Below are 14,973 nucleotides of genomic sequence, written 5' to 3' on the forward strand. Positions count from 1 at the left end.
ATCCCCGAGGGGCTCATCGAGTGGAAGCAGTCCCCGGGCATGGCGAACAGCCGCGGTAGCCACCGCCACCGCCACCGCCACCGAAGCCGCCGTCGCGCTTGGCGTTCAGGGCGCGGGGCTGCGTGCCACCGCGGCTGTTCGCCATGCCCGGGGACTGCTTCCACTCGATGAGCCCCTCGGGGATCTCCTGCAGGAAGCGCGAGGGCATCGCCACGTTGACGTCGCCGAACTGGGCACGGGTCATCGCGAGGGACAGGAACAGGACCTTCTTGGCGCGGGTGATGCCCACGTAGAACAGCCGGCGCTCTTCCGACGGGCCGCCGGGTTCGTTGGCGGACATCCGGTGCGGCAGCAGGTCTTCCTCGACGCCGGTCAGGAACACCGCGTCGTACTCCAAGCCCTTCGCGGTGTGCAGCGTCATCAGCGACACCGTGCCCGACGAGTCGTCGAGCTCGTCCGCCGCGGCGACCAGCGAGACCTCGGTCAGGAAGTCCGACAGCGTGCCCTCGGGGTTGTTCTTCTGGAACTCCCGCGTGACGGCGACGAGCTCGTCGATGTTGTCAGCGCGGGCGGCGTCCTGCGCGTCGGGCGACTTCCGCAGGTTGTCGAGCAGCCCGGAGCCGTCGAGCAGCTGCGTCAGGGTGTCGACCACCGGCTGCGTCGGGGCCTTCTCGGACACGGCGTCGAGCAGCGCCGCGAACTCCGTGATGGCGTTCCGCACCTTCGGGCCGAACCCGAGCTCACCCGCGTGCCGCAGGGCGTCGCGCATCGTGGTCTCGTGCTCGTCGGCGTAGCGCTGCAGCGTGGTCTCGGTGACCGAGCCGATGCCGCGCTTGGGCACGTTGAGGATGCGGCGCAGGGCCATCGGGTCGGCCGGGTTGGCGACCGTGATCAGGTACGCCATGGCGTCCTTGATCTCGGCGCGCTCGTAGAACTTGGTGCCGCCGAGCACCCGGTACGGGATCGCCGCACGGACGAAGATCTCCTCCAGCGCACGGGTCTGCGAGTTGGTCCGGTAGAACACCGCCATGTCGCGGTAGTCCATGCCGTCTTCACGCAGGCGCTGGATCTCGTCGGCGACGAACTGCGCCTCGTCGTGGCCGGTGTACCCGGTGAAGCCGACGATCTTCTCGCCGGCGCCGACGTCGGTGAACAGGCTCTTCGCCTGGCGGTCGAAGTTGTTCGCGATGACGGCGTTCGCCGCGTCGAGGATGTTCTGCGTCGAGCGGTAGTTCTGCTCGAGCAGGATCGTCTTGGAGTTCGGGAAGTCCCGCTCGAACTCGACGATGTTGCGGATGTCCGCCCCGCGGAACGCGTAGATCGACTGGTCGGAGTCGCCGACCACCGTCAGGGACGCGGGGGCGATCGACCCGTCGGTCTCCCGCATCCGGGCGACGTGCTGGCCGGAGTCCTCGAGCTTGTCGACCTGTTCGACCGGGACCGGGCGGGTGAGCTCGCGGATCAGGGCGTACTGGGCGTGGTTCGTGTCCTGGTACTCGTCGACCAGGATGTAGCGGAAGCGGCGCTGGTACAGGGCGGCGACGTCCGGGAAGGCCCGGAACAGGAACACCGTCTGGCCGATCAGGTCGTCGAAGTCGAACGCGTTCGCCCGGCGGAGTTCGTTCGTGTAGCGCCGGAACACCTCGGTGAACATGACTTCTTGCGGGTCGTTCACGTTGATGTTGCGCGCGTAGGTGTCGATGTCCTGCAGCTCGTTCTTGAGCTTCGAGATCTTCGATGCCGCGGCACCGACGGTCAGCCCGAGCGAGTCGGCTTCGAGCTCCTTGATGATCCGCTTCAGCAGCGCCTTGGAGTCTGCGGAGTCGTAGATGGTGAACGACTGCGGGAACCCGAACCGCTCGGCTTCGCGCCGCAGGATGCGCACGCACGCCGAGTGGAACGTGGAGATCCACATCCCCTCGGCCTCGCCACCGACCAGGGCCCGGACGCGCTCGCGCATCTCGGCCGCGGCCTTGTTCGTGAACGTGATCGCCAGGATCTGCGACGGCCAGGCTTCGCGGTTGGCGAGCAGCAGCGCGATGCGGCGGGTGAGCACGCTCGTCTTGCCGGAACCGGCACCGGCCACGATCAGCAGGGACTCGCCGCGGTACTCGACGGCTTCCTTCTGCTGGGGGTTCAGACCCGCGGTGAACGGGTCTTCGTACGCGCGGGCACCGGCGCCCGGCTCGGGCGTCGATTCGAAGGGGTCGAGCACGATCGTCATGTCCGGGACAGTCTAGGCGGGACCCCCGACAGCGGACCGGGCGAGCACCGCCAGGTCGGGGTGGTCGGCGAACACCCCGTCGAGTCCGGTCCGGATCACGGACGTGAACCAGCGCTCCCAGTCGCCGAACGCCGCGACGTCACCACCGCGACGCAACGGCGACGGCAGGAACCGGTTCTCCGGCCTGAGGGTCCACGTGTACACCGCGAGTCCGGCGGCATGAGCGCGGTCGACGATCGCGCTGCGCACCGGCGTCGGGTCGTCGAGTGCGACGCTGTCGACGCCGGCCATCAGGGTGCCGAGGTCGACGCTGATGCCGTGGAACTCGGTCGCGAACGACGCGAGCGCGTCCTCGGAGCGCTCGGCGGCGTAGGTGGGGGCGAGCGACCCGTGGGACGCGACCTCGTCCGCGGCGCTGCCACGGGCCTCCTGGAGGTACACGAGCCGACCACCGGTCCCCCGCTCGCGCAGGTCGCGCAGCACGCCCTTCTCGAAGCTCTCCACCGTGAGCCGCTCGTCCTGCCGCCACCCGGCCTCGCCGAGCGCGGCGTCGACGAGTGCACCCATCGGGAACCCGGCGCGGTCGAAGTACGCGGCGTGCTTGACCTCGGCGACGAGCCCGACCGGGCGGGACGCCGCGTCGAGGATCGCGAGCAGGTCGACGAGCCGCACGATGGGCTGCGCACCGTCGTGCTCGGCGGATCCCGGCCGCAACACCGGCAGCCGCTCGCGGGTGCGGAGCGTCTGCAGCTCGGCCCACGTGAAGTCCTCGGTGAACCAGCCGGTCAGGGTCTGGCCGTCGACGGTCTTCGTCGTGCGCAGGTGTCGGAACTCGGGGTGGTCGGCGACGTCCGTGGTGCCCGAGACCTCGTTCTCGTGCCGGAGCACCAGCACGCCGTCCTTCGTGGGCACCAGGTCCGGTTCGATCGCGTCGGCGCCGAGTTCGATCGCGAGGTCGTACGCGCTCCGCGAGTGCTCGGGACGGTAGCCGGACGCACCGCGGTGGGCGATCACGAGGGTCATGGCGCGACCCTACTTGCCGCGGGTGACCAGCGCTGCGCCTGTGTCGCGGGACACACCCGTCGCTCCGGGGGCCGTCGTTCCCAGGGACGGCGCTGAGCATCACCGCATGACCGTCCGTTCGCTCTCCACCGCCGTCGAGGCCCGGATCGACCGGGCAGCACGCCGTCTGCTCGACGCCGGGCACCAACCGCACCGGCCCGTCCGGGTGTTCGTCACCGAGTTCCTGGTGTTCGGCGCGAAGCAGGCCTGGGCGTGCGCGTTCGGGGCGCTGCTGCTCGCGACGATGGCCGTGGTGCACCTGACCGTGCCGGCGGCGATGCGGAACGACGTCCTGACGATCGCGGCTGTGCTGCTGCAGGTCGGGATGCTCGTGTTCGGGCTCGAGACCGCGCGCGAACTCCGGGTCGTCCTGCTGTTCCACGTCGTCGGCACGGTGATGGAGGTGTTCAAGACCCACATGGGCTCGTGGACCTACGCGCCGGGTGGGCTGTTCGTCGTCGCCGGGGTGCCGCTGTTCTCGGGGTTCATGTACGGCGCGGTCGGGTCGTACATGGTGCGGGTGTACCGGCTGTTCGACCTGCGGTTCGACCGGTACCCGCGGCAGTGGCTGCTGGCGGTCGTGGCGGGCGGGATCTACCTGAACTTCTTCGGCCACCACTTCGTCGCCGACGCCCGGTACGTGTTGCTCGCGCTCGTGCTGCTTTTCTTCGCCCGCACGACCATGCACGTGCGGATCCACCGGGCGACGCTGCGGATGCCCGTGCTCGTCGCGATGGGCCTCGTCGCGGTGTTCATCTGGGCTGCGGAGAACGTCGCGACCTGGGCCGGGGCGTGGAGCTACCCGGCACAGCTCGCGGCGTGGCAGCCGGTGGCACCGACGAAGATCGTGGCGTGGTTCCTGCTCATGACGATCTCGGTCGCCCTCGTCACCTGGCTGTACCCGGCGCTGCCGTCCGGACGGGCGGACTCGGCGGGCTCGACGGGCTCGACGGGCTCGACGGCGGACTCTCGACGTCCTCGGGGCGCGCGTGCAGCGGGCGACCCTAGGCTTCCATCGTCGGGGCCTTCCGGGCCCGCGTCCGCTCGCCGCGAATCCTCAGCCTTCCGCGACCGAGCGCCCCTAGGCTGAGAGGACTCGAATCTCCTAGGAAGAGGACACCATGGCCTTCAAGCCCGGTTTCGACCAGTCCCCCGCCTTCAACGCACAGGGGGCAAACACCTGGGGCGGGCGCGGTGCTGGTCAGCAGCAGGCCGGCTGGGGACAGACCCCGCAGCAGGCCCAGGGCGGCATGACCCCCGAGCAGCTGCAGTACATGTACGACCGTCCGACTGCGTCCCCGGTGGACACCGACCGCATGTCGTACGAAGACACCATCGTCAAGACGCTGCTCGCGTTCGGCGTGCTCGTCGTCGGCGCGGTGGCCGGTTGGAACCTGCCGCCGGTCGTCTGGGTCGTCGGCGCGCTCGTCGGGTTCGTCCTGGCGCTCGTCAACACCTTCAAGAAGAAGCCGTCGCCGGGTCTGATCCTGACGTACGCGTTCTTCGAGGGGCTGTTCGTCGGCGGTATCTCGAACTACTTCCAGACCGCGTTCCCCCAGGCAGACGGCATCGTCGCGCAGGCCGTGTTCGGCACGCTCGGTGTGTTCTTCGTCACCCTGCTCCTGTTCCGCTCGGGCAAGGTCCGCGCGACCCCGAAGGCCACGCGCTTCTTCCTGATCGCGATGGTCGGGTACATGGCGTTCTCGCTCGTCAACCTGGTCCTGATGTGGACCGGCGTGACGCAGAGCGCGTTCGGCCTGATGGGCGTGACGCTGTTCGGCATCCCGCTCGGTGTCCTCATCGGCGTGTTCGTCGTGCTGATGGCCGCGTACTCGTTGATCCTCGACTTCGACCAGATCAAGACCGGTGTCGAGCGCGGCGCACCCCGCATCTACGCCTGGACCGCGGCGTTCGGCCTCATCGTGACGCTCGTCTGGCTGTACCTCGAGATTCTGCGCATCCTCGCGATCATCGCGAGTAGCTCGCGCAACTAGTACCACCGCACACGCGAAGGGCCCCGGCGATGCCGGGGCCCTTCGTCGTTCCCGGGCCGTGGTGCCGGCAGGAGCGGCGGGGCCCGGCGGCGGGGCCCCGAGGTCACAACACCCCGCCGGTCGCCCGCCGATTGGTCACGAAGTGTCGTCCAGGCAGGGGCCAGCCGACAGTTCGTGGTCGCTCGGCACCGGGCCCGCGGGGTGTTGTGACCACTCGACGGCCCTCGGCAGTACCCACGACCTCGGCAGCGCCGCCCCCGGACGCACGAAGGCCCGGCACGCGCGACGCGTGCCGGGCCTTCCGTGGCTCAGGGGAGCCCTACTCCCACTCGATCGTCCCCGGCGGCTTCGACGTGACGTCGAGCACCACCCGGTTGACGTCGGGCACCTCGTTCGTGATGCGGTTCGAGATCTTCGCGAGGGTGTCGTACGGCAGACGCGTCCAGTCGGCGGTCATGGCGTCCTCGGACGAGACCGGACGGAGCACGATCGGGTGCCCGTAGGTCCGGCCGTCGCCCTGCACACCCACCGAGCGGACGTCCGCGAGCAGCACGACCGGGCACTGCCAGATCTCCTGGTCGAGGCCGGCCGCCGTGAGCTCTTCGCGGGCGATCTTGTCGGCCGCGCGGAGCAGTTCGAGCCGCTCCTTCGTGACCTCGCCGACGATGCGGATGCCCAGGCCCGGGCCGGGGAACGGCTGTCGACCGACGATGACCTCGGGCAGCCCGAGCTCGCGACCGACCGCGCGGACCTCGTCCTTGAACAGGGTGCGCAGCGGCTCGACGAGCTCGAACGTCATGTCCTCGGGCAGGCCGCCGACGTTGTGGTGCGACTTGATGTTCGCGGTGCCTGCTCCGCCACCGGACTCGACGACGTCGGGGTAGAGCGTGCCCTGCACGAGGAACTTGACCTCGGCATCGGAGTCGGAAGCCTGCGCCTCGAGCACGAGTGCCTCGGCCGCGCCCTCGAACGTGCGGATGAACTCGCGCCCGATGATCTTGCGCTTCTGCTCGGGGTCGCTCACGCCGGCGAGGGCGTCGAGGAACTGCTGCTCGGCGTCGATCGTGATGAGCCGGACACCGGTGGAGGCGACGTAGTCCTCTTCCACCTGCTTGCGCTCGTCGGCACGCAGGAGCCCGTGGTCGACGAAGACGCAGGTCAGCTGGTCGCCGACGGCCTTGTGCACCAGGGCTGCGGCGACGGCGGAGTCGACACCACCGGAGAGCCCGGCGATGACCCGTGCGGAGCCGACCTGCTCGCGGATGCGGGCGACCTGCTCCTCGATGACGTTGCTGGAGTTCCAGTCACCGGGCAGGCCAGCGGCACGGTGCAGGAAGTTCTCGAGCACGGCCTGGCCGTACACGGAGTGCTTCACCTCGGGGTGCCACTGCACGCCGTAGAGCTTGCGCTCGTCGGACGCGAACGCCGCGACGGGCGTCGATGCGCTCGAGGCGAGCACCTCGAAGCCGGCCGGTGCCTTGGCCACGGAGTCGCCGTGCGACATCCACGTCACCTGGTCCGCCGGCTGGTCGCCGAGCAGGGTGCTGGTGCCGGGCACGAGCGTCACGTCGGTGGCGCCGTACTCGCGCAGACCGGTGTTCGCGACCTCGCCACCGAGGGCGGTCGCCATGGCCTGGAAGCCGTAGCAGATGCCGAGCACGGGGACGCCGAGGTCGAGGATGTCACCGTCGAGCGACGGCGCGCCTTCTTCGTACACGGACGACGGACCGCCGGACAGCACGATGGCGGCCGGGTCCTTGGCGCGGATCTCGTCCGCGGTGATGGAGTGCGGCACGATCTCGCTGTAGACGTTCGCTTCACGGACCCGACGCGCGATGAGCTGCGCGTACTGGGCCCCGAAGTCGACGACGAGGACGGGACGCTGTTCGGTCTCGCTCACCGAGCGGCCTCCTTCTCACGCTGCTGGGCAGCGATCAGCTCGTGGTAGGTGTCCATGGCCTGCTGCTGCATGCGGTGTTCGACCACGAAGGACATGAACGGGATGATGCCCCCGAGGGCGATGAGCAGGAAGCGCGACGGCCTCCAGCGCATGATGCTCCACAGACGGAAGTCCGTGAAGAGGTAGAGCACGTACAGCCAGCCGTGGGCGATGAGGATCGCGATCGACAGGTTGAACGTGCCCGGGGTCTCGCCCGCCGTGCCGTTGGGCACGAAGAACGGACCGTTGCCGAGCTGCATCTCGAGCTGCAGCGGCGTGTACTTGATGATGACCTCGACCACCAGGGCGAGCAGTAGCACACCGGTGATGTACGCCGAGACGCGGTACCACTTCACCGCCCCCGGGATCTTGGGGATGTCACGGGTTCGGACGGTCAGGGCCATGCCGGCAATCCTACCGTCGGAGCGCGTCGGCTTCGGTGGCGAGCGCTGCCTCGCGCTCCTCTTCCTGCTCGCGCTCCCAGGCGTCCTTCACGAACCGGTACCAGAGGAACACGGCGAAGCCGGCGAAGACGACCCACTCGATCGCGTAGAACAGGTTGAGCCAGTCGAACTGGACCTCGCGCGACGGTGCACGGTCGGCGATGGTGCCGAGGTCGGCGGCCTTCGCGGTGGTGCCGTCGGCGACGACGTACCCGAGGTACATGCGGTCGTCGAAGGCCTGCCAGGTGTTCACGAACCGGGCGGGGGCGACGGCGGAGTACTCGGCGTCCTTGTAGGCGTCCTGGTCGGGCGACTCGGCCGGGTAGTAGCGACCCTGGATCGTGAGCGTCTGCCCGTCCGCCAGGCGCTCGCCCCCGGCGACGGCGGCCGCCCGCTGGTCGGACCACCCGATCACGACCGGGAGGCTCGCCCCACCGTCCGAGTCCACCAGGTGCCCGACGGTCTGGTACTTCCCACCCCCGGTGCGGCCCGTCAGGACAGTGGTGTCGTCCGCGACGAAGGTCCCGCTGACGGTGACCTTCTGCCCGGCGAGACTCTCACTGACGGGGCGCTCGGGGGTGGTGACCGCCTCGAGCGTGCGGCGGGTCTCGGTGGTCGCCGGCAGGGGCTTGCCGTTGGCGATGGACCGCTCGAGCTGCCACTTGCCCAGCCCGGCGAACACCGCCGCCAGCACGAGCGCCAGCAACAGCAGCGCGATCCACCTCGGTCGTCGGGCAACGGCCCACATCTGTATCAGTACTCCGGATCGCGCTGTCGGACCGGGCGTTCGGGGCGCTCGGCGGGGATCTCGACCGGCGACGTCACGGGTGTGGACGTCGTCTCGGGCCCCTCATTCTCTCGCTCGTCCCTGCCAGCGGCCTCCACGAGGGCGAACTCCTCGGCGAACTGGCGATCCCGCTCGGCCTTCCGTGCCGCGGCGATGGCGTCCGCCTCGGCCTCGGCCGCTTCGGCACTCTCGGCGGCGGCTGCTGCGGCGACGGCACGTCGGCCACCCAGGCGCCCGCGCAGGCGGATGAGCCGACCCGGGCGCACCACGAGGCGGCCGATCCGGTCCGAGTTCACCGCGAGCAGCGGCCCGAGGACGGCCATGCAGAGGACGTAGAGGCCAGCGAAGGCGGTGATCCGCGCCTCCAGCCCGGCGGCAGCCGAGAGCGTCGCGAGGATCAACGCGAACTCGCCGCGGTTCACCAGGATGACGGCGGTGTTGATGCCCTGCTGGGCGTTGAAGCCGTTCATCCGTGCGACGATCTGGCCGGCGACCGCGTTGAGCACGACGGTCATGCCGATGGCGCCGAGGACGGGCCAGAGCACCTCGCCGAAGGTCGACAGGTCGAGGCCGAGCCCGAAGTTGACGAAGAAGAACGCGGCGAAGACGTCGCGCATCGGCAGGGCGAGCTGTTCGATGCGGTCGCGGTACCGGGTCGCCCCGCAGAGCAGGCCGATGACGAAGGCACCGATGGCGTCGGTCACGCCGAGCAGGTCGCCGATGCCGCCGAACATGACCGCGAGTCCGAAGAACAGCACCGTGAACAGCTCGTCGTCACGGGTGGCGAAGATCTTCGAGACCCACTTGCCCGCGAAGCGCGCGAGCGTGAACATCACGATGAGGAACCCGAACGCGAGTGCCAGCTTGCCGACGACGGCCCAGACGTTGGTGTCGCCGGACAGCACGACGGAGACGATCGCCAGGTAGACGGCGATGAAGACGTCCTCGATCACGGTGACGCCGAGGATCATCGGGGTCTCGTCGTTCGCCAGGCGCCGGAGCTCGATGAGGAGCTTCGTCACGATGGCACTCGACGACGTGGCCGTCATGCCCGCGATGATCAGGGCTTCACGGGTGCCCCAGCCGAGCGAGAACCCGAAGGCGAACCCGACGCCCATGTTGATGACGACGTAGGTGCCGCCCGACACCAGGAGCTTGCCGGCGTTGCCGTAGAACTCCTCTTGGTCGAACTCGAGCCCGAGGTTGAACAGGAGCAGGATGAGCCCGAAGGTCGCGATGAGCTCGATCGTGTGGGACTCGACGCTCAGCCCGAACCACGGCGTGTTCGGACTCGCGACGAGCCCGACCACCATGTAGATCGGGATGGCGGGCAGACCGATGGTCTTGCCGAGCCGGCCCAGGACGTAGGCGATGACGAAGAGCACACCGATGGTGAGCAGCTCACCACCCAGGTGCATGCGCTAGCTCTTCCGCGGGGCCTCGGCCGAGGCGGCCGCAAGCTCTCCGCTGCGGTAGAAGGAGAACGCCTTGGCGACCTTCTCGGGGGAACCGGCGACGACGATCGTGTCTCCGGGGAAGACGACGAAGTCCGACGAGGGCGCCGGGTTGGCGCTGTCGCCACGCACCACGGCGACGACGGTCAGGCCGATGAAGCCCGAGTCGTGCAGGTCGCCGAGGGGCTTGCCCGCGATGGCGTCGTCGTAGTCGACGGAGAACCAGTCGATGGACAGCCCCGGGATCTCGTCGAGCTTGTCGAGGCCCTCGGTGATCCGGGTGCCGCCGAGGAGTTCGGCGAGCGTGTGCGCTTCGTCCTCGCTGAGACGCAGCGAGACCTTCTCGGACTTGTCCGCGCCGTCGGAGACGTCGGCGAACGAGATGAGGTCGGAGTGCCCCGACCGGTGCGTGATGACACCGCACTTGCCACCGTCGTCGGTGTAGAAGCTGTGCAGCACGCCGACTCCGGGGAGTTTGACGCGATGGACGTCGACCATGATGGCTCCCTCTTCGAGTACCCCCATGCTAACCACCCGGTGGTCCCGCGCATTCCGCGCACTACTGTTCTGTGGATGGGGAGAACACGGATCGTCGTGGCCGTCGTCGGGGTGCTGGTCGTCGCGTTGTACGCGGCACTGCTGGCGCTGAACGCACTGGTGCTGGACCCGCTCGCCGCGGTCCCCGGTGCGACCCTGGCCGAGATCCACCGGCACCTCGACGCACAGGGGTTCCACGTGCAGACCGACATCGTGGTCGTGATCGCGCTGGCCTCGGTCGGTGTCGTGCTCGCGGCCGGGCTGTCGGTGCTGCTGTTCGTCACCCGAGCACCGACCCACGTCATCGCCGCGGTGCTGCTGACCGTGGTCGTGCTGGGTGGTCCGGCGTCGTTCTGGAGTGGGTTCGCCCTCGGCATGGACGTCGCGGACGCCTACGGGGTCGGCGGCGGTGACCACACGATCTGGTCGGGCGTGCTGTACGTGACGAGCCTCGTCGCGCTGATCGCGATCCCGGTGGTGCTCGTGGTGGGCCAGTCGGTGCACGTGCGCCGCGCAGCCCTGCGGGCGCGCGCCGCCTGACCGACGCACCACGGGCCTCCAGTCCGGTCTTCCGTCCTTCCAGTCTGGAGGCGCGGGTGGACTCCGCAAGACGCCGTCGTCTTGTCGAGACGCCTTCGTCGACACCGAGACGCCGCCGGATCCGGCGGCGTCTCGACGACCAGACGGCGTCAACACGACACGACGGCGTCTTGTTCAATCCGCAGAACGCCGGCTTTTCGATGACACGACGGCGTCTGCTGGCCTCGCTACTCCGGCTCGCTCGTCTTCTCGCCGACGACCTGCTCGTCGGACGCCTTCGCGCCCTCGGCGCCGTCCGAACGGCCGCCGCCCACGACCACGTCGTCCTCGTCGAAACCGAACGCGATGTCCGGGGCCTCGAGCCGCACACGGTCCGCGCTCTCGTCATCGGGCTGCAGCTGCGACTCCCGTTCGGCGGCGACGCGCTTCAGGTAGTTCGCGACCTCGTGCTCGGTCGTCTCCTGGTCCCAGCCGAGCACGTCGGCCATGAGCTTCGCGGCGACGGGCGCTGCTGACTCGCCGCGGTCCCAGGCCTCGATGGAGATGCGGGTACGACGGGCGAGGACGTCCTCCAGGTGCAGGGCACCCTCGTGCGAGGCGGCGTAGACGACCTCGGCGCCGATGTAGTCGTCGGCCCCCGGCAGCGGCTCGGCGAGTGCCGGGTCCTGCTCGACGAGCTGCAGCACCTCGGTCGCGAGGGTGCCGTACCGGTTGAGCAGGTGCTCGATGCGGACCTTGTGCACGTTGAAGCTCCGTGCGGTGCGGGCGCGTCGGTTCCACGCAGCGGGGTAGCCCTCGGCACCGAGGAGCGGGATGTCCTCGGTCGTCGACTCGGGGATCCTGCCGTCCATGGCCGCGACGGCCTCGTCGATGGCGTCCTTGCCCATCACCCGGTAGGTGGTCCACTTGCCGCCGGCGACCACGACGAGGCCCGGGACGGTGTGCGCGACGACGTGCTCCCGGCTGAGCTGCGAGGTCTGGTCGGACTCCCCCGCGAGCAGCGGCCGGAGTCCGGCGTAGACGCCCTCGACGTCCTCGCGGGTGAGCGGGACGGCGAGCACCTTGTTGACGTGCTCGAGGATGTAGTCGATGTCCGCCGCGGTCGCCGCCGGGTGCGCCTTGTCGAGGTACCAGTCGGTGTCGGTCGTGCCGACGAGCCAGTGCCGGCCCCACGGGATGACGAACAGCACGCTCTTCTCGGTGCGCAGGATCATCCCCGTGTTCGACTGGAAGCGGTCCCGCGGGATCACGAGGTGGACGCCCTTCGACGCCCGCACCTTGAACTGGCCGCGGGTGCCGATCATCGCCTGGGTGTCGTCGGTCCAGACACCGGTGGCGTTGACGACCTGCTTCGCGCGGATCTCGAACCGTTCGCCGGTCTGGATGTCGTGGGCCTGCGCGCCGACCACGCGTTCCCCGACCTTGATGAACCCCTCGATGCGGACGCGGCTCGCCGCCTCGGCACCGTACGAGGCCGCGGTGCGCACGAGCGAGGCGACGTACCGGGCGTCGTCGACCTGGGCGTCGTAGTACGTCATGCCGCCGACGAAGGCGTCCTTCTTCAGCCCGGGCATGTTCCTGAGCACCTGCTTCCGGGTGAGGTGCCGGTGGTGCGGGACGCCGGGAGGACGGCCGCCGGACCAGCTGAACACGTCGTACATCGCCATGCCGATGCCGATGTAGAAGCGCTCCCACACCCGGTGGTTGAGCGGGTAGAGGAAGCGCACGGGCTTCACCAGGTGCGGGGCGATGCGCTGGAGCAGCAGGCCGCGTTCGATGAGGGCCTCGCGGACGAGTGCGAAGTTGAGCTGCTCGAGGTAGCGGATGCCACCGTGCACGAGCTTCGACGAGCGGCTCGACGTCCCCGAGCCCCAGTCGCGGGCCTCGACGATGCCGACGCTCAGGCCGCGGGTCACGGCGTCGAGCGCACTGCCCGCACCGACGATGCCGCCGCCGACGACCAGGACGTCGAGTTCCTTGGTCTTCAGCGTCTTGATCGCGGCCGCACGTTCGTCCGGTCCGAGCTTCGCCGCGGGGTCGAACCCCACGCCGGGCGCGACGTCACGTGGACGTCCGGCCGTGCTGGTCTGCTTCGTCGTGCTGGACTTGGCCATCGTCGCCTCCGGGTCACGGTCGGCGCCGTGGCGTCACCCGGAGTCGTGCCCGGGTGCCACCGTCACTGGTGGTACGGCGCCACGACCACTTCTACTCGCTGGAACTCCTTGGCGTCGGAGTATCCGGTCGTCGCCATCGAACGGCGCAGGGCACCGACGAGGTTCGCGCGGCCGTCGTGGGTCGGCGTCGGGCCGTTCAGGACGTTCTCGAGCGGAGCGATCGTGCCCACCTCGACCCGGCGGCCGCGGGGCAGCTCGGGGTGGTGCGCCTCGGCACCCCAGTGGTAGCCACCACCCGGGGCCTCGGTCGCACGGGCCAGTGCGGTGCCGAGCATGACCGCGTCGGCGCCCACGGCGATGGCCTTGACGATGTCGCCCGCGGTGTCGAGCCCGCCGTCGGCGATGACGTGCACGTAGCGGCCGCCCGACTCGTCGAGGTAGTCACGACGGGCACCGGCGACGTCCGCGACGGCGGTGGCCATCGGGGCGTGGATGCCGAGCGCGGCACGGGTGGTCGACGCTGCGCCGCCACCGAACCCGACGAGCACACCGGCGGCACCGGTGCGCATGAGGTGCAGCGCCGACGTGTACGTCGAGGCACCGCCCACGATCACCGGGACGTCGAGCTCGTAGATGAACTTCTTGAGGTTGAGGGGTTCCTCGGTCTGGGAGACGTGCTCGGCCGAGACGGTGGTGCCGCGGATGACGAACAGGTCGACACCGGCGTCGACGACCGTCTTCGAGAACTCCTGGGTGCGCTGCGGGCTGAGCGAGCCGGCGACTGGGACCCCGGCTGCACGGATCTCGGCCAGGCGCGCGGTGATCAGCTCGGCCTTGATCGGCTCGGAGTAGATCTCCTGCATGCGCTTCGTGACGTTGCCGTCGGTGAGCGACTTGATCTCGTCGTAGTACGGGGTCGGGTCCTCGTAGCGGGTCCACAGACCTTCGAGGTCGAGCACACCGAGGATGCCGAGCTTGCCCATCTGGATGACCGTCGCCGGCGAGGACACGGAGTCCATCGGCGCCGACAGGATCGGCGACGCGAACGTGAACGCGTCGATCGACCACTGCACGCTGACGTCGCGCGGGTCACGCGTCCGCCTGGAGGGGACCACCGCGATGTCGTCGAACGCGTACGCCCGACGTCCGCGCTTGCCTGCACCGATCTCGACTTCGCTCACTCGGACAGCCTACCGGGCGGGCTCTGCGGCGTTCACGGGCCGAACGGTGCGGGCAAGTCGACGCTCCTCAAGGCGCTGTTCGGGCTCGTGTCCATCCGCGAGGGATCGGTGACCCTGCAGGGTGACGACATCACGAACCTCAAGGCGAACAAGCTCGTGCAGGCCGGTGTCGGCTTCGTGCCGCAGACGAACAACGTGTTCCCCTCGCTGTCGATCGAGGAGAACCTGCAGATGGGGCTGTACCTGCGGCCGAAGAAGTTCGCCGAGCGGCTCGAGGTCATCTACGACCTGTTCCCGGTCCTCGCGCAGCGGCGGAACCAGCGGGCCGGGTCGCTCTCGGGCGGGGAGCGGCAGTCCGTGGCGATGGCTCGTGCGCTCATGATGGACCCGAAGGTGCTGCTGCTCGACGAGCCGAGCGCCGGACTGTCCCCGGTGCGCCAGGACGAGACGTTCCTGCGGACCCGCCGGATCAACAAGGCCGGTGTGTCGATCATCATGGTGGAGCAGAACGCGCGACGCTGTCTGCAGATCTGCGATCGTGGGTACGTGCTCGACCAGGGGAAGAACGCGTACTCGGGCACCGGGAAGGAACTCGCTGACGACCCCAAGGTCATCGAGCTCTACCTGGGGACGCTCGCCAAGGACGTCGACGCACAGCGCTAGCGCTGTCGTCGGCTACGGGTACCGCTGTGGGGGTG

The 14,973-nt window shown here is 69.4% G+C and carries 12 protein-coding genes and 1 pseudogene; 4 read left to right on the top strand and 9 right to left on the bottom strand.

The genetic code is table 11. The features are described from left to right. Nucleotides 1-13: 13 nt before the first annotated feature. Together DEJ17_RS16930 and DEJ17_RS16935 are read right to left on the bottom strand one after the other, a co-directional pair. Nucleotides 14-2,224 (bottom strand): ATP-dependent helicase, encoded by a 2,211-nt coding sequence (locus DEJ17_RS16930; protein ID WP_258366879.1) that lies wholly within the window; start codon nt 2,222-2,224, stop codon nt 14-16. Between the two features lie 12 nt (nt 2,225-2,236). Next, nucleotides 2,237-3,247 (bottom strand): glycerophosphodiester phosphodiesterase family protein, encoded by a 1,011-nt coding sequence (locus DEJ17_RS16935; RefSeq protein WP_110895528.1) that lies wholly within the window; start codon nt 3,245-3,247, stop codon nt 2,237-2,239. 106 nt (nt 3,248-3,353) lie between these two features. Between DEJ17_RS16935 and DEJ17_RS16940 the strand changes: the two genes are divergently transcribed. Next, nucleotides 3,354-4,376: a DUF817 domain-containing protein gene (locus tag DEJ17_RS16940; RefSeq protein WP_110895530.1), complete on the top strand. Its 1,023-nt coding sequence runs from the start codon at nt 3,354-3,356 to the stop codon at nt 4,374-4,376. Nucleotides 4,377-4,407: 31 nt separating this feature from the next. Further along, nucleotides 4,408-5,280 (top strand): Bax inhibitor-1/YccA family protein, encoded by an 873-nt coding sequence (locus tag DEJ17_RS16945; RefSeq protein WP_110895533.1) that lies wholly within the window; start codon nt 4,408-4,410, stop codon nt 5,278-5,280. Between the two features lie 319 nt (nt 5,281-5,599). Here DEJ17_RS16945 and guaA read toward each other — a convergent pair whose 3' ends face one another. Genes guaA through DEJ17_RS16970 form a run of 5 tightly spaced genes read right to left on the bottom strand, consistent with a single transcriptional unit; the run spans nt 5,600 to nt 10,401 of the window. After that, a complete protein-coding gene (gene guaA / locus DEJ17_RS16950; protein ID WP_110895535.1) occupies nt 5,600-7,180 on the bottom strand; it encodes a glutamine-hydrolyzing GMP synthase in 1,581 nt (526 codons plus the stop codon). Continuing rightward, nucleotides 7,177-7,623, bottom strand: a complete 447-nt coding sequence (locus tag DEJ17_RS16955; protein ID WP_027466691.1) for a DUF3817 domain-containing protein — start codon at nt 7,621-7,623, stop codon at nt 7,177-7,179. Before DEJ17_RS16955 ends, guaA begins: the two co-directional genes overlap by 4 nt. 10 nt (nt 7,624-7,633) lie before the next feature. Next, nucleotides 7,634-8,410, bottom strand: coding sequence for an SURF1 family cytochrome oxidase biogenesis protein (locus tag DEJ17_RS16960; RefSeq protein WP_110895537.1), 777 nt, complete (start codon nt 8,408-8,410; stop codon nt 7,634-7,636). A 5-nt stretch (nt 8,411-8,415) separates the two neighbouring features. After that, entirely contained in the window at nt 8,416-9,867 is a 1,452-nt protein-coding gene (locus tag DEJ17_RS16965; RefSeq protein WP_110895539.1) for a cation:proton antiporter, read from the bottom strand. Between the two features lie 3 nt (nt 9,868-9,870). After that, nucleotides 9,871-10,401 carry a cation:proton antiporter regulatory subunit gene (locus DEJ17_RS16970; protein ID WP_017885470.1) on the bottom strand — a complete coding sequence of 177 codons (531 nt, stop codon included), beginning with the start codon at nt 10,399-10,401 and terminating at the stop codon, nt 9,871-9,873. A 75-nt stretch (nt 10,402-10,476) separates the two neighbouring features. Here DEJ17_RS16970 and DEJ17_RS16975 point away from each other — a divergent pair, with 75 nt between their 5' ends. After that, nucleotides 10,477-10,980 carry a hypothetical protein gene (locus tag DEJ17_RS16975; protein WP_146239754.1) on the top strand — a complete coding sequence of 168 codons (504 nt, stop codon included), beginning with the start codon at nt 10,477-10,479 and terminating at the stop codon, nt 10,978-10,980. Nucleotides 10,981-11,207: 227 nt separating this feature from the next. On the opposite strand, the gene DEJ17_RS16980 is transcribed toward DEJ17_RS16975, so the two are convergent. After that, nucleotides 11,208-13,094, bottom strand: a complete 1,887-nt coding sequence (locus DEJ17_RS16980) for a glycerol-3-phosphate dehydrogenase/oxidase (protein ID WP_110895543.1) — start codon at nt 13,092-13,094, stop codon at nt 11,208-11,210. A 62-nt stretch (nt 13,095-13,156) separates the two neighbouring features. Continuing rightward, a complete protein-coding gene (locus tag DEJ17_RS16985) occupies nt 13,157-14,275 on the bottom strand; it encodes a GuaB3 family IMP dehydrogenase-related protein (protein WP_027466694.1) in 1,119 nt (372 codons plus the stop codon). A 12-nt stretch (nt 14,276-14,287) separates the two neighbouring features. Here DEJ17_RS16985 and DEJ17_RS16990 point away from each other — a divergent pair. Beyond that, nucleotides 14,288-14,938 (top strand): annotated as a pseudogene (locus tag DEJ17_RS16990) (ABC transporter ATP-binding protein); the annotation flags it as partial. Nucleotides 14,939-14,973 lie beyond the last annotated feature (35 nt).

Origin of the sequence: Curtobacterium sp. MCSS17_011 (genome assembly GCF_003224275.1) — a bacterium.
Classification (GTDB): Bacteria; Actinomycetota; Actinomycetes; order Actinomycetales; family Microbacteriaceae; genus Curtobacterium.